The organism is Polynucleobacter sp. MWH-Spelu-300-X4, from assembly GCF_018687515.1.
In the GTDB taxonomy this organism is placed as follows: domain Bacteria; phylum Pseudomonadota; class Gammaproteobacteria; order Burkholderiales; family Burkholderiaceae; genus Polynucleobacter.
In genome coordinates this window covers 62269-82676 of the sequence record NZ_CP061294.1, presented here as the reverse complement: position 1 = coordinate 82676, position 20408 = coordinate 62269, and the positions used below count along the sequence as shown (strand labels likewise).

General features: G+C 43.4%; 32 protein-coding genes. 4 read left to right on the top strand and 28 right to left on the bottom strand.

Translation table 11 applies throughout. From position 1 onward, the window contains the following. Nucleotides 1-14 precede the first annotated feature (14 nt). Complete coding sequence (locus ICV01_RS09140) at nucleotides 15-182, top strand: lipoprotein (protein WP_371817464.1); 168 nt, start codon at nucleotides 15-17, stop codon at nucleotides 180-182. Beyond that, nucleotides 179-1465, top strand: coding sequence for a diaminopimelate decarboxylase (gene lysA, locus ICV01_RS00470; RefSeq protein ID WP_215287728.1), 1287 nt, complete (start codon nucleotides 179-181; stop codon nucleotides 1463-1465). Before ICV01_RS09140 ends, lysA begins: the two co-directional genes overlap by 4 nt. Before the next feature lie 53 nt (nucleotides 1466-1518). Here lysA and ccsB read toward each other — a convergent pair whose 3' ends face one another. From ccsB to ICV01_RS00455, 3 genes are all read right to left on the bottom strand, one after another. Then, nucleotides 1519-2709, bottom strand: coding sequence for a c-type cytochrome biogenesis protein CcsB (ccsB, locus tag ICV01_RS00465; RefSeq protein WP_215287727.1), 1191 nt, complete (start codon nucleotides 2707-2709; stop codon nucleotides 1519-1521). Next, nucleotides 2699-4855: a cytochrome c biogenesis protein ResB gene (locus ICV01_RS00460; RefSeq protein ID WP_215287726.1), complete on the bottom strand. Its 2157-nt coding sequence runs from the start codon at nucleotides 4853-4855 to the stop codon at nucleotides 2699-2701. The genes ccsB and ICV01_RS00460 overlap by 11 nt, the downstream gene beginning before the upstream one ends. A gap of 71 nt (nucleotides 4856-4926) precedes the next feature. After that, nucleotides 4927-5592: a cytochrome c gene (locus ICV01_RS00455; RefSeq protein ID WP_215287725.1), complete on the bottom strand. Its 666-nt coding sequence runs from the start codon at nucleotides 5590-5592 to the stop codon at nucleotides 4927-4929. 117 nt (nucleotides 5593-5709) lie between these two features. Between ICV01_RS00455 and yihA the strand changes: the two genes are divergently transcribed. Continuing rightward, nucleotides 5710-6390, top strand: a complete 681-nt coding sequence (gene yihA, locus ICV01_RS00450; RefSeq protein WP_215287724.1) for a ribosome biogenesis GTP-binding protein YihA/YsxC — start codon at nucleotides 5710-5712, stop codon at nucleotides 6388-6390. A gap of 11 nt (nucleotides 6391-6401) precedes the next feature. Then, nucleotides 6402-7397, top strand: a complete 996-nt coding sequence (gene hemB / locus ICV01_RS00445; protein WP_215287723.1) for a porphobilinogen synthase — start codon at nucleotides 6402-6404, stop codon at nucleotides 7395-7397. On the opposite strand, the gene dsbD is transcribed toward hemB, so the two are convergent. The 25 genes from dsbD to rplV form a co-directional block, all read right to left on the bottom strand. Continuing rightward, a complete protein-coding gene (gene dsbD / locus ICV01_RS00440; protein ID WP_215287722.1) occupies nucleotides 7394-9034 on the bottom strand; it encodes a protein-disulfide reductase DsbD in 1641 nt (546 codons plus the stop codon). The two genes, hemB and dsbD, sit on opposite strands and share 4 nt — an antisense overlap. 4 nt (nucleotides 9035-9038) lie before the next feature. Continuing rightward, entirely contained in the window at nucleotides 9039-9368 is a 330-nt protein-coding gene (gene cutA / locus ICV01_RS00435) for a divalent-cation tolerance protein CutA (RefSeq protein WP_215287721.1), read from the bottom strand. A 70-nt stretch (nucleotides 9369-9438) separates the two neighbouring features. Then, nucleotides 9439-9825 carry a 50S ribosomal protein L17 gene (gene rplQ, locus ICV01_RS00430; protein WP_215287720.1) on the bottom strand — a complete coding sequence of 129 codons (387 nt, stop codon included), beginning with the start codon at nucleotides 9823-9825 and terminating at the stop codon, nucleotides 9439-9441. Nucleotides 9826-9843: 18 nt separating this feature from the next. Beyond that, nucleotides 9844-10824, bottom strand: a complete 981-nt coding sequence (rpoA, locus tag ICV01_RS00425) for a DNA-directed RNA polymerase subunit alpha (protein WP_215287719.1) — start codon at nucleotides 10822-10824, stop codon at nucleotides 9844-9846. 25 nt (nucleotides 10825-10849) lie between these two features. Next, entirely contained in the window at nucleotides 10850-11473 is a 624-nt protein-coding gene (rpsD, locus tag ICV01_RS00420) for a 30S ribosomal protein S4 (protein ID WP_215287718.1), read from the bottom strand. A gap of 86 nt (nucleotides 11474-11559) precedes the next feature. Continuing rightward, nucleotides 11560-11961 (bottom strand): 30S ribosomal protein S11, encoded by a 402-nt coding sequence (gene rpsK / locus ICV01_RS00415; RefSeq protein WP_088812711.1) that lies wholly within the window; start codon nucleotides 11959-11961, stop codon nucleotides 11560-11562. A gap of 16 nt (nucleotides 11962-11977) precedes the next feature. Further along, nucleotides 11978-12343, bottom strand: a complete 366-nt coding sequence (gene rpsM, locus ICV01_RS00410) for a 30S ribosomal protein S13 (RefSeq protein ID WP_215287717.1) — start codon at nucleotides 12341-12343, stop codon at nucleotides 11978-11980. A gap of 18 nt (nucleotides 12344-12361) precedes the next feature. Then, entirely contained in the window at nucleotides 12362-12478 is a 117-nt protein-coding gene (rpmJ, locus tag ICV01_RS00405; RefSeq protein WP_012357167.1) for a 50S ribosomal protein L36, read from the bottom strand. A gap of 27 nt (nucleotides 12479-12505) precedes the next feature. Continuing rightward, nucleotides 12506-12724: a translation initiation factor IF-1 gene (infA, locus tag ICV01_RS00400; RefSeq protein WP_215287713.1), complete on the bottom strand. Its 219-nt coding sequence runs from the start codon at nucleotides 12722-12724 to the stop codon at nucleotides 12506-12508. Nucleotides 12725-12729: 5 nt separating this feature from the next. Further along, nucleotides 12730-14067: a preprotein translocase subunit SecY gene (gene secY / locus ICV01_RS00395; RefSeq protein WP_215287712.1), complete on the bottom strand. Its 1338-nt coding sequence runs from the start codon at nucleotides 14065-14067 to the stop codon at nucleotides 12730-12732. Between the two features lie 18 nt (nucleotides 14068-14085). After that, nucleotides 14086-14526 carry a 50S ribosomal protein L15 gene (gene rplO, locus ICV01_RS00390; RefSeq protein ID WP_215287710.1) on the bottom strand — a complete coding sequence of 147 codons (441 nt, stop codon included), beginning with the start codon at nucleotides 14524-14526 and terminating at the stop codon, nucleotides 14086-14088. Nucleotides 14527-14541: 15 nt separating this feature from the next. Next, the gene (rpmD, locus tag ICV01_RS00385; RefSeq protein ID WP_215287708.1) at nucleotides 14542-14724 is read right to left on the bottom strand and encodes a 50S ribosomal protein L30; all 183 of its coding nucleotides are present in this window, start codon (nucleotides 14722-14724) and stop codon (nucleotides 14542-14544) included. Between the two features lie 11 nt (nucleotides 14725-14735). Next, on the bottom strand, nucleotides 14736-15254 hold the full coding sequence (rpsE, locus tag ICV01_RS00380) for a 30S ribosomal protein S5 (protein ID WP_215287707.1): 519 nt from the start codon (nucleotides 15252-15254) through the stop codon (nucleotides 14736-14738). Nucleotides 15255-15277: 23 nt separating this feature from the next. After that, the gene (rplR, locus tag ICV01_RS00375; protein WP_215287705.1) at nucleotides 15278-15634 is read right to left on the bottom strand and encodes a 50S ribosomal protein L18; all 357 of its coding nucleotides are present in this window, start codon (nucleotides 15632-15634) and stop codon (nucleotides 15278-15280) included. A 12-nt stretch (nucleotides 15635-15646) separates the two neighbouring features. Then, complete coding sequence (gene rplF, locus ICV01_RS00370; RefSeq protein ID WP_215287703.1) at nucleotides 15647-16180, bottom strand: 50S ribosomal protein L6; 534 nt, start codon at nucleotides 16178-16180, stop codon at nucleotides 15647-15649. A gap of 15 nt (nucleotides 16181-16195) precedes the next feature. Next, on the bottom strand, nucleotides 16196-16591 hold the full coding sequence (rpsH, locus tag ICV01_RS00365; RefSeq protein ID WP_089515002.1) for a 30S ribosomal protein S8: 396 nt from the start codon (nucleotides 16589-16591) through the stop codon (nucleotides 16196-16198). 23 nt (nucleotides 16592-16614) lie between these two features. Next, on the bottom strand, nucleotides 16615-16920 hold the full coding sequence (gene rpsN / locus ICV01_RS00360) for a 30S ribosomal protein S14 (RefSeq protein ID WP_089515001.1): 306 nt from the start codon (nucleotides 16918-16920) through the stop codon (nucleotides 16615-16617). A gap of 9 nt (nucleotides 16921-16929) precedes the next feature. Beyond that, nucleotides 16930-17472: a 50S ribosomal protein L5 gene (rplE, locus tag ICV01_RS00355; protein ID WP_215287702.1), complete on the bottom strand. Its 543-nt coding sequence runs from the start codon at nucleotides 17470-17472 to the stop codon at nucleotides 16930-16932. A 17-nt stretch (nucleotides 17473-17489) separates the two neighbouring features. Beyond that, nucleotides 17490-17798: a 50S ribosomal protein L24 gene (rplX, locus tag ICV01_RS00350; protein ID WP_215287700.1), complete on the bottom strand. Its 309-nt coding sequence runs from the start codon at nucleotides 17796-17798 to the stop codon at nucleotides 17490-17492. Nucleotides 17799-17807: 9 nt separating this feature from the next. Then, nucleotides 17808-18176 carry a 50S ribosomal protein L14 gene (gene rplN, locus ICV01_RS00345; protein WP_088812724.1) on the bottom strand — a complete coding sequence of 123 codons (369 nt, stop codon included), beginning with the start codon at nucleotides 18174-18176 and terminating at the stop codon, nucleotides 17808-17810. A gap of 180 nt (nucleotides 18177-18356) precedes the next feature. Continuing rightward, entirely contained in the window at nucleotides 18357-18626 is a 270-nt protein-coding gene (rpsQ, locus tag ICV01_RS00340) for a 30S ribosomal protein S17 (RefSeq protein WP_215287698.1), read from the bottom strand. Then, nucleotides 18623-18817, bottom strand: coding sequence for a 50S ribosomal protein L29 (gene rpmC / locus ICV01_RS00335; RefSeq protein WP_215287697.1), 195 nt, complete (start codon nucleotides 18815-18817; stop codon nucleotides 18623-18625). The genes rpsQ and rpmC overlap by 4 nt, the downstream gene beginning before the upstream one ends. A gap of 15 nt (nucleotides 18818-18832) precedes the next feature. Next, nucleotides 18833-19249 carry a 50S ribosomal protein L16 gene (rplP, locus tag ICV01_RS00330; RefSeq protein WP_215287696.1) on the bottom strand — a complete coding sequence of 139 codons (417 nt, stop codon included), beginning with the start codon at nucleotides 19247-19249 and terminating at the stop codon, nucleotides 18833-18835. 2 nt (nucleotides 19250-19251) lie between these two features. Beyond that, on the bottom strand, nucleotides 19252-20064 hold the full coding sequence (rpsC, locus tag ICV01_RS00325; RefSeq protein ID WP_215287695.1) for a 30S ribosomal protein S3: 813 nt from the start codon (nucleotides 20062-20064) through the stop codon (nucleotides 19252-19254). Between the two features lie 9 nt (nucleotides 20065-20073). Further along, nucleotides 20074-20403: a 50S ribosomal protein L22 gene (rplV, locus tag ICV01_RS00320; protein ID WP_215287694.1), complete on the bottom strand. Its 330-nt coding sequence runs from the start codon at nucleotides 20401-20403 to the stop codon at nucleotides 20074-20076. Between the last annotated feature and the right edge of the window lie 5 nt (nucleotides 20404-20408).

Below are 20408 nucleotides of genomic sequence, written 5' to 3'. Positions count from 1 at the left end.
TTAAACTAATAAATATGCGTTTTATTGTAGCTAGGACTTTCATTTTTTGTGCGGCATTATCCCTATTAGGATGCGGGGTACGTGGACCCTTGACCTTACCGAATGTGCCACCACCGCCTAATCCGCCAGAAAAAGCTGAGCCTATGGAGAAACAATGGCCGCCAGCTAAGGAACAAAAATGAGCTTGATCCCTGTATTAAATGGTTTTTCTGAGAAAAACCACACATGGTGCGCTGAAGAAGTACCTCTTGATCAAATTGCTAAGCAATTTGGCACCCCAACTTATGTTTACAGCAAAAAAGCCTTAAGTGATGCTTTTAATGCTTATGAGGCTGCTTGCAAAAAGCCTAATGGCGAGCATCGCGCCCGTGTTCACTATGCTATGAAGGCCAATAGTAATTTGGCAATCCTTAACCTTTTTGCAAGATTAGGGGCCGGCTTTGATATTGTGAGTGCCGGTGAATTAGCCAGAGTATTGGCAGCGGGCGGGTCAGCCAATCAAGTTGTCTTCTCTGGAGTCGGCAAAAGCAAACAAGAAATGATTGCTGCGCTAAAAGCAGGCGTTAAATGTTTCAACCTCGAATCCATCCCTGAGTTAACTCGTTTAAATGAAGTGGCATCAGAACTAGGTGTCGTTGCGCCGATTTCTTTACGGGTCAATCCAGACGTTGACCCTAAAACACACCCATACATTTCTACTGGTCTTAAAGGTAATAAATTCGGCATTGCTTATGACGATGTTTTAAAAACATACCAAGAAGCAGCCAAAATGAGCTCCTGCAAAATTGTTGGCATCGATTGCCACATCGGCTCACAAATTACTGAAATCAGTCCTTATTTAGACGCCCTAGATCGCGTTCTAGATTTAATTAAAGCGCTCGACTCCGCCGGCATCAAGATTCATCATCTAGATATTGGTGGCGGTCTCGGCATTAGCTATACAGATGAAACACCACCGGCGATTACTGATTTTGCCAATACGCTGCTCAATCATATTGAACAAAAAGGCTACGGTCATTTAGAGGTCTTATTTGAGCCTGGCAGATCACTGGTTGGTAATGCCGGTCTCTTATTAACAAGTATTGAATATCTCAAGCCTGGCGAAACAAAAAACTTCTGTATTGTTGATGCCGCTATGAATGATTTGATGCGCCCGGCCATGTACGAGGCTTATCACGCGATTGTTCCAGTAAAAACCAATACCAATACAGAAACATTAACCTACGACATCGTAGGGCCTATCTGCGAATCAGGTGATTGGTTAGGAAGAGATAGAGCACTAGCTGTTAAACCAGGTGATCAACTCGCTATTTTGTCAGCAGGCGCTTATGGCTTTACGATGAGCTCGAACTACAACACGAGGGGTAGAGCTGCCGAAGTAATGGTAGATGGTTCTCAAGTCCATTTGATTCGTGAACGTGAAACTATTGAAAGTTTATTCGCCAACGAAAGACTATTGCCGTGAAATCTTTGCCGCAACCATTGGTTGCGGCATCTCTAGGTTCCTTAATTCATTGGTTAAAGCGTACCGTAGCTATGTAGGCCTGATAAGAACATATTCACGCCCAAGAATGCAAAAGTAGTTACAAGCAAGCCAACCAATGCCCACCAAGCGGCAACTACACCACGCAAACCCTTCATTAAACGCATGTGCAACCATGCCGCGTAATTCAACCAAACAATTAACGCCCAAGTTTCTTTCGGGTCCCAACTCCAATAACCACCCCAAGCATCAGCTGCCCATAAAGCGCCTAAAATCGTGGCAATCGTGAAGAAAGCAAAACCAACTGCAATCGCTTTGTACATAACATCATCTAGCAACTCTAAACTAGGCAAGCGATCTGCCAGAATATTTTTCTGCTTTAATAAATAAGCAATTGCCACCATGGCCGCTAATGCAAATGTGCCATAACCAATAAAGTTTGCAGGCACATGTATCTTCATCCACCAGCTCTGCAATGCTGGGACCAACGGTTGAATTTGATGAGCGCCTCTAGCTATGCTGTACCAAAGAATAAAACCCACAGCAGCCACAATAATCCAGAGAACAAATGCACCCAACACCAATGATTGATAACGCGCTTCATAGTACAAATGGAATAGAGCGGTAATCAGAGAGAAAAGAATAAATACTTCATAAAGATTAGAAATTGGAATGTGTCCAATATCCGCCCCTAATAAATACGACTCATACCAACGTACCAACATCCCAGTCACGCCAATCAGTACAGCAGCCCATGACAACTTAGAAGCCGTAGGGCCTAATGCTTGAGCTCTTAATGCGAATGCCAAGGTATAAAACAATGTACTTAAGCAGAATAAAACACTCATCCACAAAATAGCAGACTGACTAGATAACATGTACTTCAAGAAGAAAGCTTGTTCAGCTCTAGCTAAAGATCCACCATCAGGTGTTTGATAAAAATAAATTGCTAATAGCGCTAAACCAGCAGCGCCAATCATCAAATTTCTGATTGGAGACCAACCCCAAGCTAAAACAGATAACACGGGTACGGCAGCAAATAGAATGGCCTGCTCATAACCATCCATGTATGCCGAAAACTTGATCTCAGCAAAAATGGCAGCGCCCAATAAAACACAAGCGAAGAAATAGTCGAGCCAGCCCAAGCCGCTAAAAATAGTTACAACAACTCTCTTTAGTGTTTGAGACCAGCCGCCTTGAGTAGTACTTGAATAATCAGTGCTCATTTTTAAAATCTTCCTGGTATTTATTGAATTCTCGCTCAAAATCCAATGTCTTGCGCGATGCCGACATAGCGAATAATTGTTTGCCATTAGCCAGGCTACGCACCCATATCCTACGTTCAGGTAAATAGAACATCGCAAAAATACCTAGGGTTAAAAGTAAACAACCTAGATACACCATGCTCTTGCCTGGAGATTTAGTTACCTGAAATACACTTGCTTTTACTTCAGTAAAGTCTTCTAACTGAAAACTCAAAGGCGCTGGATAAAAATTGGCATCAGACAATGCAGAAGTCGCCATCTGAATAAAACGCTGACTAGCCTCATCTTCTTTAGCTAATGGCAGACCTAACCTGGCTCTAGCATCCTGCCACAACTCCCAAATAACACCATTTAAAACCTTGAGAATAACTTCAGTAGCTCTTTGCTGCTCTGCCTGTGGAACAGCTGCATCAATAAAACCACCCAAGGCGGCAAAGCCACCTGGCATGGCGCCAGATTCTTTAGCTTGAGTAATAGCAAATGGCGCATCGCCTGAAAATAATTCAATAGAACGTAAAGCGCTTTCCTGCAGTTGTTTTAACACTGCCGGTGACTGTGCAAAATTTTGCTGTTTAGCTAATTTGTCAGCAAATTTCTGCACAGCTTTTTGTCTTGCATTTGAATCATGCAAAACAGTTCTTAACATCATCCACTCTTTTAAACTTAAATCAGAATCTGCAGGGATCCGTAAATAACGGAATTCTTGCGCAGCACTTTCTCGAACACCCAATAAGAAAGTAGGCATGCCATCTAAATTTAGCGGCTGCATGTAATTGCTATATTCACGAGCTTGTCCTGCCGCATCACGTAACTTATATTGCACAGACGGGCCAACGTTTCTTAATTCTTTTGTCTTACTAGTTTTACCTGCGGAACCCAATTGGTGATTCAATATGTTAACCAAACCACTGTCTTGCGCCTGAGTGGCAACACCCCTCGCATCAGATTGACCAGATGCATTGGCGACATTCTCCACATTAGTGGGTCTAAAGCCGCTGAACTCTAGGGTATAGCTTGAACCTTCTTTAGACTTTAACGATGTGCTTTGGCCCACCTCACCAGAAACAACAAAACTACCTGTTAAAGAATTACCAGCACCCTGCATAGGATAAGCACGCAATTTAAGCTTTGAGCCGCCGTCTTCAAAGCTTGACTGATAGATAGCAACACCTCTATGTATAAAAGGCTCATTAACTTTAATTTTGGCCTCAGATTGTTCACCAGTATCAAGGTCTTTAATGACAACCTCACTCATAAACAACTTTGGCATCCCAGTGCTGTAATACTCAACATTGAACTTCTTCAACTCAATTGAGAATGGCAACTCCTGAATAATGCTGCCATTAGTTGCATTTAATAATGCAGTGGCACTAGTGCCCCCCTCAGGAACAAAAATATTTGCTCGATAACTTGGGTTGGAAGCACTTAATTTATGTTGACTTGGAATATTGGCGACCAACATACCTTGTGTGTCATTAGGTAAAACGCTTTTGCCACCAAACCAAATTTGTCCGCGCGTAAATAAATCACCATCCAATAAACCACCTAGACAAATTAAAACGATGGCGCTATGTGCCAAGATGTAGCCCCACTTATTAGCGGCGCCCTTCTTTGCAATAACTCTTGAATGGTCAGATGCAAGCTGTGTTTTAACTGCATAACCGTCTTTTAAAAAACGATTGGCGATTTGAGTAGCTGCCTCTTGATGTGCTCCTTTAATTGGAAACTCAAAATGATGATGCAAGGCACGCATACCACCTTCTTGAATTTGCTCTTTCCAAGAGCGAATATCAGCCAACATTTTTGGTGCATTTCGGAACACGCAAAAAGATACTGAAACAACTAAGAAGGCCAAAATTAATAAGAACCACCAAGCTGTATACACAGCAAATAAACCTAAGCCATTAAAAATCTCAGCCCAGAACGGTCCAAACTGATTCACGTAATTTGGATAAGGTTCGCCTTGTTTAATAACCGTACCAATAATGCTAGCAATGGCAATGATGGTTAATAACGCTATAGCAAAGCGCATAGAAGACAGAAGCTCTACACTGGCTTTGTTAAATTTTCTTAAATGACTAGAAATAGTTTCTTTGCTACTGCTCATACCTTAGCTATAAAAAATAAAGCCCACAAACATCTGTTCGTGGGCTTTGATTAATGCGAATTATTAAGTGATTAACGCAAGCCCGCAACGTAATCTGCAACAGCCTTGATTTCCGCATCAGACATTTTTGCAGCAATTGCACTCATCTGAACGCTATTTTTGCGATCACCAGCACGATAAGCTACTAATTGAGCTTCTGTGTACTCAGGCCATTGACCTGAAATACGTGGAAACTGTGCAGGGATACCTGAACCATTAGGACCGTGGCAACCAGCACAAGCTGCTACTGATTTACCAGCGATACCGCCACGATAAATCTTTTGGCCTAGTTCAATACTTGCCTTGTTCTTAGCTGTGCCAAGACCAGGTGTTTGTTTTGATACATAAGCAGCTACGTTTGCCATATCTTCATCTGACAATAAGCCTGCAAAAGCAGACATCACTGCATTTGGACGATCTTTACCAGCTTTGTAGTCTTTTAATTGCTTCACAACGTAACTAGCATGTTGGCCAGCCAACTTAGGATAAGCACCCCCACCGCTAACACCATTGGCACCGTGACAGCCCATACAAGCCGCTACACCACGTTTAGCATCGCCATTGTTATATAAAGCTTCACCTTTTGCGGCATCTGGAGCAGTTGCAGCAACAGGTTCATTTGCAAATGTCATTGCAGCTAATGAAAGACCAGCTGCAAGAACCAAAGTTTTTAATGTGGCAGAAATTGTTTGACGCATTGTGCACTCACCCTATTTAAATGACGCAATAAGAATTTTTATAAAAATCTTTATTTTTGATTTAACAACTAATTATCGACGAGAGATTTTACAATAGGTCTAACCTATAAAACATCTATGTCTACCTTACATCAAGCACAATTTCTCGTAACCATTAACCATTTGGTTGATTTACCCACTTGGGATATCCCCGAGGTGGCCTTTGCTGGCCGCTCAAATGCCGGCAAATCGACCGCTATTAATGTGTTATGTCAGCAAAATAGGCTTGCTTTTGCCAGTAAAACCCCAGGAAGAACGCAACATATCAACTTTTTCGGCATTTTAACGAAAGATAAGACCAATTTAGCGAATTTAGTTGACTTACCAGGCTATGGCTACGCACAAGTAGATAGCAAAACAAGGGCTCACTGGAACAATTTACTATCAACTTACCTACAAACACGTCCTAATTTAGCTGGACTTGTCTTAATTATGGATGCCAGAAGAGGGATGACGGACTTAGACCAACAAATGGTTGAGTGGTTTACCCCAACCGGTCGGCCGATCCATGTTTTACTGACCAAGTGTGACAAACTTAATCAATCAGAAAGCCGCATGGCGCTTAAAAGGCTCCAAGACAAGCTAAAACTTCTGAACCCGAATGGCCCTTATACGGCACAACTGTTCTCAAGCACCAAAAGGATCGGTTTAGTCGAAGCAGATACCACTATTGCTGGCTGGTTAGGTATTGAGGCATCTAATGCCCACAAGAGTAATGAAAACCGCATTTCAAAAAATCTAAAACCCCAACTTTCTTAATAAGGTTTTACATGCAACTTCCACACCGCCCAAGAAGATTACGCCGCACAGACTGGTCTCGCCGTTTAGTGCAAGAGAACGCGCTAAGCCCGAACGATTTTATTTACCCAGTATTTTTATTAGAGGGCAGCAATCGCCAAGAAGAAGTTAAATCAATGCCCGGCGTTAGTCGCCTTTCTTTAGATTTACTATTACCAGTGGCGGAAGATTGCGTGAAATTAGGCATTCCAGTAATGGCTTTATTTCCAGTGATTCGCAATGAGCTGAAGTCTTTAGACGGTAAGGAAGCTTATAACCCTAACGGCCTGATTCAGGCGGCGGTAAAAGAGCTTAAAAAAGCTTTCCCTAATCTTGGCATCATGACCGATATTGCATTAGATCCATACACAAGCCATGGGCAAGATGGCGTGATTGATGAAAATGGCGATGTTCTTAATGACATCACTGTAGACATCCTAGTTAAACAAGCCCTTTCTCATGCTGAAGCAGGCGTGGATATGGTTGCACCGTCCGACATGATGGATGGTCGTATTGGTGCCATTCGTGAAGCACTAGAAAATAATGGGCACATCCACACGCTCATCATGGCCTACTCCGCGAAATACGCTTCCTCTTTCTACGGCCCATTTAGAGATGCTGTTGGTTCTTCTGGTAACTTAGGTAAAGGCAATAAAAAAACCTATCAAATGGATCCGGCTAACTCTGATGAAGCCATTAGAGAGGTATCACTAGATATCGAAGAAGGTGCTGATATGGTGATGGTTAAGCCAGGCATGCCTTATTTAGATATTGTGAGACGCGTCAAACACGAATTAGAGTATCCAACGTTTGCTTATCAAGTAAGCGGTGAATACGCGATGATTAAAGCAGCTGTTGCAAATGGTTGGCTTGATGGCGATGCGGTGATGATGGAATCATTGTTAGCGTTTAAACGCGCTGGCGCTGATGGCATTCTGACCTACTTTGCCAGAGATGCCGCCCGCTTACTACAAACTAATAGCAATTAACGCAAGCGCTCCAAGAAACGCTCGGCATTCATAAAGCCGATCACTCTTTTAGAAACTAGCTCTTGCCCATCAATACCTATCAGCAATATGGCAGGCGGTCCAAATAGACCGTACTGCTTTAAAACTTGTTGGTGTTCTAAAGTATTTTTTGTGACATCCATCTGTATCAATTGATACGATGTCAAAACTTCAGCTACCTTAGGGTTGTTAAAAGTTAAAAGCTCCATCTCTTTGCAAGTAATACACCAATCAGCATAAAAATCTACCAACACAGGTTTATTTTTTTGATTGGCGGATGCAATTAATGCATTTAATTCTTTTAAATTATTGACTCGCTGAAAAACTAATCCAGATGAAAGCTGATGTGTTGGCTGATTTAAATCTTGGGTCTTATTAAAAACAGGCCAAATAACCCATACCGCCAATGCTACTAGCAGAACACCAAAGGCGCGCTGTATCAAAGTCATCCAAGCACCAGCTTTGGGTAATAATTTTTTAGCCCCAATGGCAAACAGGAGTAAAGGTAACCCCATGCCGATGGCCATAACAAACAAAAGTAAACCTCCCAGAGGAATAGATCCCGTTTGCGCAATAAATGCCAACACTCCAGCTAAAGGAGCTGTCACACAAGGGCTAGCAATTAAAGTAGATATAGCTCCCAATAAGAATGCGCCAACAACACTGCCACCCTCTTGCTTACCCGCAATCTGATCAATCTTGTTATGCCATGCATGAGGAAGACGCAGCTCATAAAAACCAAATAGGCTTGCTGATAATGCCAATAACAATAATGAGAAGGCGACTAACACCCAAGTGTTTTGCAACCAAACTTGCACATTAGATCCAAGCGCAGCAGTTAACATTCCGGCCAAGCTATACATCAACGCCATGCCCAAGATGTAGCCAAGAGCTAAAACTGACGCCCTTACTCTAGATATATTTTTATGCTGCTCTGTTTTCGAACCAAATACCACACTAGACATAATGGGCAACATGGGTAATACACAAGGAGTCAACGCCATGGCCAAACCTAAAACAAAAAAAGCGGCAATTAAAACAATTGGGGAGATGGTTCTTAATAATGTTGCAAGCAAGCCTGCATCATCCCTTGCACCCCATAAATCTAATATCCCAACAGAAGCTGCTTCATTAGCATTGGCTAACTCATCAACCACAACACCATCAATTAACTCATTAGCGGCAGTCAATTTAAATCGAAACTTCATTGGCGGATAACAAATACCCTTCTCAGCACAACCCTGTAATTCCATTTCCAAAACAGCATTGGCCAAATTTGCTTGTGCAAGCGTGGCTGTTATCTGAAATGGGCTTGGATAAGTTTCTAACTTCTTGCCAAAGTTTTCATCAAACTTAATCTTTCCTTGAGGCAACTTGTAGACCAGCGAATCTTTATTGGTATTCTTATCTAATCGAACCTTAAGCGACTCTTTATATACGTAATAGCCTGTCGCTGGCGCAACAGTAATGGCAATCTTTGAACCTGATTCTTTGCCCTCAACATTCCATGTTGCAACCACCTTAAATGCTTCTTCAGGTGGCAAAAAATCTTCCGCGAATACGGAAGATGCCATAACAAATAGGGTGACTAGGAATATCTTTTTAATTATTGAGCGCATACCATTACTGACCTTGCTTATCTAAACTCGCATCTAGCCATGCTGCATAAGACTCATTAACTATGTCCGCCTGAATGCTAATAATCTCAGGAACATCATAAGAATGTTTTCTAGCAATAAAGTCTCTTAAACCTTGATGCATCCGTTGATTGGTTTTAAAGTGAATCGGATACTCCTTTGCCTCCTCGATGCTGCCTTGCCACTGATAAACCGATTGGCATGGTGCCTGAATCTGGGCACATACCGCAAAACCTTCAACAACAGCTTGTCGAGACAAAGCCATTGCTTCATCGTGAGTTGGTACCGTAGTGATTACTAAAAAAACTTGAGTCATGCTGCGATTATCTTCCAAATAAAAAAGCCTGGCATCACCAGGCTTTTTTAACAGAGTACATCTCTAACTCTTACTCAGCGGCCGCTTCTTCAGCGATCTCTGGGCGATCAACAAGCTCAACTAAAGCCATCGGTGCATTATCACCAACGCGGAAGCCAAACTTAAGGATACGCAAGTAACCACCTGGGCGTGCTGCATAACGTGGGCCAAGCTCTGTGAAAAGCTTAGTGACCATTTCACGATCACGTAGACGGTCAAAAGCCAAACGGCGATTTGCCAAATTGTCTTTTTTGCCCAAAGTGATCAATGGCTCAACTACACGACGCAATTCTTTTGCTTTTGGTAGAGTTGTTTTAATAACCTCGTGCTGCAACAATGAATTAGACATGTTGCGCAACATCGCTAAACGATGTGAGGATGTACGATTTAATTTACGAAGTCCGTTTCCGTGACGCATGGTGGCGCTTCCTTTCTATTATTTCTCAAGACCAGCAGGCGGCCAGTTGTCTAGCTTCATGCCTAAGGTCAGACCGCGAGCGGCCAAAACGTCTTTAATTTCATTCAATGACTTGCGACCAAGGTTTGGAGTTTTAAGCAACTCGTTCTCAGTACGTTGAATGAGATCGCCGATGTAGTAAATATTTTCAGCTTTCAAGCAGTTAGCAGAACGAACTGTTAACTCTAGATCATCAACTGGGCGCATCAACATTGGGTCAACAGCAGGTGAACGGCTAGGAGCAGCATCACCAGCAGCTTGAGTACCCTCAAGTTGTGCAAATACAACTAATTGATCAACCAAAATGCTTGCAGATTGACGAATTGCTTCTTCTGGAGTCAAAACACCATTAGTTTCAATTGTCATAACTAAACGGTCTAAGTCTGTGCGCTGTTCAACACGAGCTGACTCAACTGCGTAGCTAACACGGCTTACTGGGCTAAATGATGCGTCAAGAACGATGCTACCAATAGTCTTTGAAGACTCATCTTGGTATTTACGCACGTTACCTGGAACATAACCACGTCCCTTTTCAACCTTGATTTGGATATCCAATTTGCCATTTGCAGACAAATGAGCAATCACGTGATCAGGATTAATGATTTCCACATCGTGTGGTAATTCAATATCTTTAGCAGTAACAACACCAGCGCCTTCTTTGCGCAAGTTGATTGTTACTTCATCACGTTGTTGTAATTTAAAAACAATACCTTTGAGGTTCAATAATAGGTTAACAACGTCTTCTTGAACGCCGTCAATTGTTGAGTACTCGTGAACGACGCCAGCAATGCTAACTTCAGTTGGAGCACAACCTACCATGGACGACAAAAGCACACGGCGCAAGGCATTACCCAAAGTATGACCATAACCGCGTTCAAACGGTTCCATAACTACTTTCGCTTGGTTCTCTGCAAGCGCTTCAACAGAAATAATTTTCGGCTTCAGCAGTGTGTTTTGCATATTTTTTCCTTAAAAGGGCGACGCATTAACGTGAGTAAAGTTCGACGATCAAGCTTTCATTGATATCGCCACCGATGTCTTCACGATCAGGGGCTTGCTTGAATGTGCCTTCTAATTTAGTTGCATCTACAGATACCCAGCTGATTTGACCAGACTGAGCAACTAGACCTAATGATTCTTGAATACGAGTTTGCTTCTTAGCTTTTTCACGAATCGCAATCACATCACCAGGACGAACTTGCATAGAAGGAATGTTTGCAACATTACCGTTTAACAAGATAGCCTTGTGTGACACTAATTGACGTGCTTCAGCACGAGTAGAACCAAAACCCATACGATATACAACGTTATCTAAACGTGACTCAAGCAATGCAAGCAAGTTTTCGCCTGTATTACCTTTGCGACGCTCAGCTTCCGCGAAATAACGACGGAATTGACGCTCTAAAACGCCATAAATACGTTTAACTTTTTGCTTTTCACGCAATTGATTACCGTAGTCAGATGTACGCGCACCAGATGTGCGGCCATGTTGACCTGGCTTAGTGTCAAGCTTGCATTTGTCAGCTAAAGAACGACGTGTGCTCTTTAGAAAAAGGTCGGTACCTTCCCGACGAGATAGTTTGGCTTTAGGGCCTATGTAACGTGCCACGATTTTTCCTTTCTTTGCCTTCAGTCCGAGAACTGATGGTGAGTCCACCCTGTACTAGCGATGGACAGTGGTCTTGATTAATAAAATTAGATACGACGACGCTTTGGAGGACGGCAACCGTTATGTGGAACCGGTGTTACGTCCTGAATTTCCGTGATCTTGATGCCAAGAGCATTCAAGGCACGAACAGCTGATTCACGACCAGGACCTGGGCCCTTGATCTCAACTGCCAAATTCTTGATGCCACACTCAATCGCAGCACGGCCAGCAACTTCAGCAGCAACCTGAGCAGCAAACGGTGTAGATTTACGTGAGCCTTTAAAACCTTGACCACCAGATGTAGCCCATGACAACGCATTGCCTTGGCGATCAGTGATAGTCACGATAGTGTTATTGAATGATGCGTGTACGTGCGCAATGCCGTCCGCAATATTCTTTTTAACTTTTTTACGGGCGCGAGCCGCGTTATTTTGTTGTGGTTTTGCCATGTTCAGCTTTTCCTAATTATTTCTTAAGTGCGATACCGGCTTTACGCGGACCTTTACGCGTACGAGCATTCGTACGAGTACGTTGACCGCGCATCGGCAAGCCTTTGCGATGACGCAGACCACGGTAGCAACCCAAGTCCATTAGGCGCTTAATGTTCATTGTCACTTCACGACGCAAATCACCTTCTACAGTGAATTTGCCTACTTCTTCACGAAGCTTTTCTAAGTCAGCATCGTTAAGATCTTTAACTTTTTTATCGATAGCAACACCTGATGCTGCGCAAATTTTGCGAGCAAGTGAGTTACCAATGCCAAAAATAGCAGTTAAACCAATAACGGTGTGTTGGTGATTAGGGATATTTACCCCAGCAATACGTGCCATGTGTAACGTTCCTTTTTATTAACCTTGACGCTGCTTATGACGAGCATCTGATGAACAGATCACTCGAACCACGCGCTTGCGTTTAATAATCTTGCAGTTGCGGCAGATACACTTTACGGATGCCAAAACTTTCATAATTAACCTCTTCTATACAATTAGTTACTACTTCGCGCGGAACACAATTCGCGCTTTTGACAAGTCATATGGAGTTAACTCCACAGTAACTTTGTCGCCAGGAAGAATACGTATATAGTGCATGCGCATTTTTCCTGAGATATGACCCAAAACAACGTGTCCGTTTTCTAACTTCACGCGGAACATTGCGTTAGGCAAGTTTTCTACAACCTCACCAGCCATTTGAATGACATCATCTTTTGCCATATAGCTTATGAGTTACCCATTTTGAAGTTGGCTTTCTTCAATAGTGAATCGTATTGCTGCTGCATCATGTAAGACTGAACTTGAGCCATGAAGTCCATTGTTACCACTACGATGATGAGGAGCGATGTTCCGCCGAAATAGAAAGGCACATTCCAACGTAACACTAAAAACTCTGGCAATAAACAAACCAAAACCATATATGCTGCGCCCGCTAAAGTCAGACGAGTCAAAATTCTGTCGATATAGCGTGCTGTTTGATCACCTGGACGAATTCCAGGAACAAAAGCACCACTCTTTTTCAAGTTATCTGCAGTTTCTCTGCTATTGAAAACCATGGCAGTATAGAAAAAACAGAAGAAAACAATTGCCAATGCATACATCAAAATATATACAGGCTGACCTGGCGATAATGTCGCTGCCAAGTTTTTAATAAATAAAGTTACTGGGTTTGTTGTGTCACCCGCTGTAAACCAACCCGCAATCGTTGCTGGGAACAAAATAATTGAAGAAGCAAAAATTGGGGGAATAACACCAGCCATATTTAACTTCAATGGCAAGTGAGAAGACTGACCGCCATATACCTTATTACCAACTTGACGCTTAGCGTAGTTAACCAATACACGGCGTTGGCCACGCTCAACAAATACTACGAAATAAGTTACTGCTGCAACGATCACAACAATTAACATTGCAGAAACAACGCTCATAGAACCAGTTCTTACTAGCTCAAATAAGCCACCCAATGCATTAGGTAAACCTGCAGCAATACCGCCAAAAATAATGATTGAAATACCGTTACCTAAACCACGCTCTGTAATTTGCTCACCAAGCCACATTAAGAACATCGTGCCAGTCACTAAAGTAATCACTGTGTTGATACGGAAAGCAAAACCTGGATCAATAACCAAACCTGGCTGAGCTTCTAATGCAATTGCGATACCCAAAGCTTGGAATGTTGCTAGAACAACAGTGCCATAGCGTGTGTATTGCGTAATTTTTTTCTGTCCGCCAGCACCTTCTTTTTTGAGTGCTTCAAGTGTTGGCAAAACAATTGTTAACAACTGCATGATGATCGATGCAGAAATGTAAGGCATGATTCCCAAAGCGAATACAGTAAATCTTGATAATGCGCCACCTGAAAACAGGTTAAACATACCTAGAATACCGCCACTTTGGGTATTAAATAATTGCGCCAACTGGTCAGGATCAATACCAGGAACCGGAATATGCGCGCCAATGCGATAAACGATCAAAGCCAAAACCAAGAACATCAAGCGACGACGTAAGTCGGCGAACTTGCTTCCTGATTTCAAGCTAGATGCGTTTGGAGTAGCAATGGCCATTTGTACTAATAGACCTTATTAAGCAGCTTCAACGAATTTACCGCCAGCGGCTTCAACAGCTGCTTTTGCACCAGCAGTTGCTTGTAGACCACGAACAGTAACAGCGATTGAAAGCTCACCTGTTTTGATAATCTTTACAGATTTTGTCAAACCAGAAACAAGACCATTTTGCTTCAAAGCAACCAAGTCAACTTCAGCTAAACCAAGCTTTTGTAAATCAGCCAAAGTTACTTGACCATCAAATTGCTTGCTTAGAGAAATAAAACCACGCTTTGGCAAACGACGGTACAAAGGCATTTGACCGCCCTCGAAACCAACTTTATGGAAGCCGCCTGAACGTGACTTTTGACCTTTATGACCACGGCCAGCTGTTTTACCCAAGCCAGAACCGATGCCACGACCTACGCGACGCTTAGCGTGCTTAGCACCTTCTGCTGGTTTAATTTTATTAAGTTCCATAACCTATCCTAAGTATTACTTGATTACTTTTACCAAGTAAGACACTTTATTAATCATGCCGCGTACAGCTGGCGTGTCTTGCAATTCAGAAACAGAGTTCACGCGACGCAAACCTAAGCCACGAACTGTTGCGCGATGATCTTCACGTGTAGCAATAAGGCTACGTACAAGTTGAATTTTTACTGTGCTCATATTCATCCTCCAGGCGATTAACCTAGAATCTCCTCTACAGTTTTGCCACGTTTAGCAGCGATTTCTGAAGGAGTGCTCATCTTACGTAAACCGTCTAAAGTTGCACGAACCATGTTGTATGGGTTTGTTGAACCAAGTGATTTTGCAACCACGTTCGTAATACCCATCACATCAAATACAGCACGCATTGGGCCACCAGCAATAACGCCAGTACCTTCTTTAGCTGGAGAAATCAAAACGCGTGACGCGCCATGCTCACCAACTACTGTGTGTTGCAATGTGCCACTACGTAAAGAAACTTTGAACATCTTGCGACGTGCTTCGTCCATTGCTTTCTGTACAGCTACAGGCACCTCTTTTGATTTGCCCTTACCCATACCGATGCCACCATCACCATCACCTACTACAGTAAGTGCAGCGAAACCAAGAATACGACCACCTTTAACCACTTTAGTTACGCGGTTAACAGCAATCATCTTCTCGCGTAGACCATCGTCACGCTCTTCAGATTGAACCTTATTTTGCATCTTTGCCATGTTATTTCCTTGACCCTATGCGATCAGAACTTGAGGCCGGCTTCACGCGCAGCCTCTGCCAGCGCTTTCACGCGGCCGTGATAACGGAAGCCTGAGCGGTCGAATGCTACTTCTGTAACACCCGCCTTGATAGCGCGCTCGGCGATGATTTTGCCAATTTGCTGGGCTGCAGCACTGTTGCCACCATTGCCGTTCAATGCTTTGCTGATATCCGCTTCCATAGTAGAAGCTGAAGCAAGAACTTTGGTGCCACAAGGGCTGTAAAGCTGAGCAAAGATATGCTGGTTCGAGCGATGAATCGACAAACGATGCGCCAATTGTTCCGCAATTCTGATGCGTGTTTGGCGGGCGCGGCGAACTCGTGTTTCTTTTTTGTTCATATCTAACCCCGATTACTTCTTCTTGGTTTCTTTGAGGCGAACCACTTCATCCACATAACGAACACCCTTACCTTTATAAGGCTCTGGTGGACGGTATGCGCGAACTTCAGCAGCTACCTGGCCAACCTGTTGCTTGTTGGCACCCTTAATAATGATCTCAGTTTGTGATGGAGTCTCTGCCTTAACACCTGCTGGCAAATCATGAATCACATCATGTGAGAAACCTAATTGCAATTTCAATGCGTTACCTTGAACTGACGCACGGTATCCAACGCCAACCAAGCTAAGCTTGCGCTCAAAGCCTGTTGTAACGCCTTTAACCATATTGCTAACTAATGCGCGTGTAGTACCTGATAGTGCATTTGATTCTGCAGATTCGTCTTTGCAAATAACTTGCAACACACCTTCTTTTTGCTCCAAACCAACTAGCGGATGCAAAGTGTGAGACAAAGTACCCAAAGGACCTTTTACAGTAACTTGGTCTGCAGCAATTTGAACGTCTGCGCCTTTTGGCAACTCAATAGGGCTTTTACCGACTCGTGACATCTTCGTTCTCCCCTATTAAGCTACGTAGCAGATAACTTCGCCACCCACGCCAATAGCGCGAGCTTTACGATCAGTCATCACGCCTTGTGGCGTAGAAATGATTGCCACACCAAGACCGTCCAATACCTTAGGAATGTCATGGCGTCCTTTGTAGATACGCAAACCAGGTGTTGATACGCGTTGAATGCGCTCAATAACTGGACGACCTGCGTAATACTTCAGGCTGATATTTAATACAGGTTTTGCCGCTTCTCCAGCAATTTCAAAGCTGTCAATGTAGCCTTCGTCTTTCAAGACGTTAGCAATTGCTACTTTGAGCTTGGAAGAAGGCATGGCGACGTTTGTCTTCTGTACCGCTTGCGCGTTACGAATTCTCGTCAGCATGTCGGCGATTGGATCGCTGATACTCATGTTCTCTCCTAATCTTTCGCCGCTTACCAGCTGGCCTTGGTTACACCAGGGATCTCGCCACGGAAGGCGATTTCACGGATTTTGCTACGGGCCAAGCCGAACTTGCGGAACGTGCCGCGTGGACGGCCAGTTAATGCGCAGCGATTACGCTGACGAGTTGGACTTGCGTTACGTGGAAGCTGTTGTAATTTCAAACGAGCTTCATAACGTTCTTCTTCGCTTTTTGAGACGTCATCAATAATCGCCTTCAACTCTGCACGCTTTGCTGCGTACTTAGCGACTGTCTTTGTGCGCTTCTTTTCGCGTTCAATCAATGCTAATTTAGCCACGATGACCTCTTAATTGCGGAATGGGAATTTAAATGCTGATAACAAAGCTTTTGCTTCGTCGTCAGATTTAGCTGTTGTTGTAATGCTGATATTTAAACCACGGAGCGCGTCGATTTTGTCGTACTCGATCTCAGGGAAAATAATCTGCTCTTTAACACCGATGTTGTAATTGCCACGACCGTCGAATGCTTTACCAGAGATACCGCGGAAGTCGCGAACACGTGGCAATGCAACCGTAATAAAACGATCTAGGAATTCATACATAGTCTGACCACGCAATGTAACCATCGCGCCAATTGGGTAACCTTGACGGATCTTGAAACCCGCAATCGCTTTACGCGCTTTAGTTACAACTGGCTTTTGGCCGGCAATCTTTGTTAAGTCACCAACTGCATGCTCAATAACTTTTTTATCATTAATCGCTTCACCCAAACCCATGTTCAATGTGATCTTAGTGATACGTGGAACTTCCATAACAGATTTGTAGCCAAACTTTTTCATCAAGTCTGCTGCAACTTTTTCTTTATAGAAGCTTTGTAAACGTGCTGACATATTTATTTATCCTCGGCTTAGGCGGCTAATACAGCGCCAGTTGTCTTGAGGTAACGAACTTTCTTGCCGTCAGCTTCTTTAATGCCAACGCGAGAAGGTTTGCCGTTTGCGTCAACCAATGCAACGTTAGACACTTCGATTGGCATAGTTTTATCAACTACACCGCCTGTAGCGCCAGTCGCTGGATTTGGCTTAACGTTTTTCTTGTACACATTTACACCCTCAACTAGCAATTTGCCGTCAAGAATCTGTGTAACTGTGCCTTTTTTTCCTTTATCGCGGCCAGTAATTACAATTACTTGGTCGCCTTTACGAATCTTATTCATATCGACCTCTTAAATAACTTCTGGAGCGAGAGAAACGATTTTCATGAAGCGCTCAGTACGCAATTCACGCGTTACTGGCCCGAAAATACGTGTTCCAATTGGCTCTAGTTTTGCATTTAGCAAAACGGCCGCATTAGAATCAAATTTAATAAGTGAGCCATCAGGACGGCGTACACCCTTAGCAGTACGTACTACGACTGCGTTATAAATATCGCCTTTTTTAACACGTCCACGCGGCGCGGCATCTTTTACCGTCACTTTAATGATGTCACCAATGCTTGCATAACGGCGTTTTGAACCACCGAGCACCTTGATGCACAACACTTCGCGGGCACCGGTATTATCGGCAACCTCTAGTCTGCTTTCAGTTTGAATCATCTTTTTATCCCCAACTTGAGCGCCATAGGCATTCAGTCTTGGTTCCGTTGAGGGGCCCGTCGCTTTGCAGCTAAAACCCCGGATTTGTACTACTGAATAAATTTCTCGCCGCAATCAACCGCGGAGAGCCCACTACTATAACAGGCCTGCAAGTGATTTGCAAGCCCGTTTTTTCACTTTTTAAATGCCTTTAGCTGCTTGCACTAAACGTGTAACAACCCAAGACTTGCTACGTGAAATTGGCTTAGATTCTGCAATCTCAACCGTATCACCAGCTTTGAACTGATTTGTTTCGTCATGCGCATGGTATTTCTTTGATTTAGCAACATATTTGCCATACAAAGGATGCTTTACACGACGCTCAACCAACACAGTTACAGTCTTTTGCATCTTGTCGCTAACTACGCGACCGATCAAAGTGCGGCGCAAAGATTTTTTTGTTTCAGTCATTTTTGGCTCGCTTTCTGAGCAATAACAGTCTTAACACGAGCGATATCGCGCTTTACTTTGCCTAATTGGCTACTATCTTGAAGCTGCTGAGTCGCTTTTTGCATACGCAACTTAAATTGCGCCTTAAGCAACTCAGATAGCTCTTGGTTTAAAGATTTAACGTCTTTAGCGTTTAAATCAGAAGCTTTCATTTTGTCCCGTCCAGATTAGGCGCCGATTTGGCGCACAACAAATGTAGTTTGAATAGGCAACTTAGCGGCAGCAAGTCTAAATGCCTCACGCGCCAATACTTCGTCTACACCATCCATCTCATACAAAACTTTACCCGGTTGGATTTCAGCTACGTAGTACTCTGGGTTACCTTTACCGTTACCCATACGAACTTCTGCAGGCTTTTGTGAAATCGGCTTGTCCGGGAAAATTCGGATCCAAATACGACCACCACGTTTAATGTGACGAGTCATTGCGCGACGAGCAGCCTCAATTTGACGAGCAGTTAATCGACCACGACCAACAGCTTTCAAACCAAAGTCTCCAAAAGACACGCTACTTCCGCGAGTCGCAACACCTGTGTTGCGACCTTTTTGTTCCTTACGGTACTTACGACGTTTTGGTTGCAACATAATTATTCTCCAGCCTTCTCAGCAGGCTTAGTTACTTTGCGCACGCGTTTTACTGCTGGCTTAGCATCAGCTGCTGGCTTATCGCCGTCTTCTTTAGCTTTACGTGGTGCACGTGTTGCTGGTCGACGAGCTTTTTTCTCTTGGTCTACTTCTGGTGAAGCAGGCGCTACTGCGTTTACATCAGTACGACCCAATGTGTCGCCTTTGTAAACCCAAACTTTTACACCGATGATGCCGTATGTTGTTTCAGCTTCTGAAGTTGCATACTCAATATCAGCCTTCAATGTATGAAGAGGCACTCGACCTTCACGGTACCATTCTGTACGAGCAATTTCAGCACCATTTAAACGGCCTGCACTCATAATCTTGATACCTTGAGCGCCTAAGCGCATCGCGCTTTGCATAGCACGCTTCATCGCACGACGGAACATGATACGTTTCTCAAGCTGTTGAGTAATAGAGTCAGCAATTAACTGAGCATCTACTTCAGGCTTGCGAATTTCTTCAATATTCACATGTACAGGCACACCCATGCGCTTTTGCAATTCTTTGCGCAATACTTCGATGTCTTCGCCTTTTTTACCAATAACAACACCAGGGCGTGAGCTATAGATAGTGATCTTTGCGTTCTTTGCAGGACGCTCGATAACCACTTTGCTAACTGATGCATTTTTTAATTTCTTCTTAAGGTAGCTACGTACTTCAACGTCTTCTTGCAACATTTTTGCAAAGTCGTTGCTGTTGGCATACCAGCGTGAAGTCCAGTTACGGCTTACCGAGAGACGAAATCCGGTTGGATGTATTTTCTGACCCATGTCTCTTCCTTAGTTGCTCAAAGTCACAGTAATGTGACAAGTTTGCTTTTCAATTTTGTTACCACGGCCCTTAGCACGAGCAGTGAAACGCTTAAGTGAAGTTGCTTTATCTACTGTGACAGCTTTAACTTTGAGCTCATCAATATCAGCACCTGAGTTGTGCTCTGCATTAGCAACAGCAGACTCAACTACTTTTTTCATGATGAAAGCAGCTTTTTTAGGGCTGAAAGTTAAGATGTTTAAAGCGCGAGCAATTGGCAATCCACGAATTTGGTCAGCAACCAAACGTGTTTTTTGCGCAGAAATGCGGGCGCTGCGGTGAATAGCTTTAGATTCCATATCGT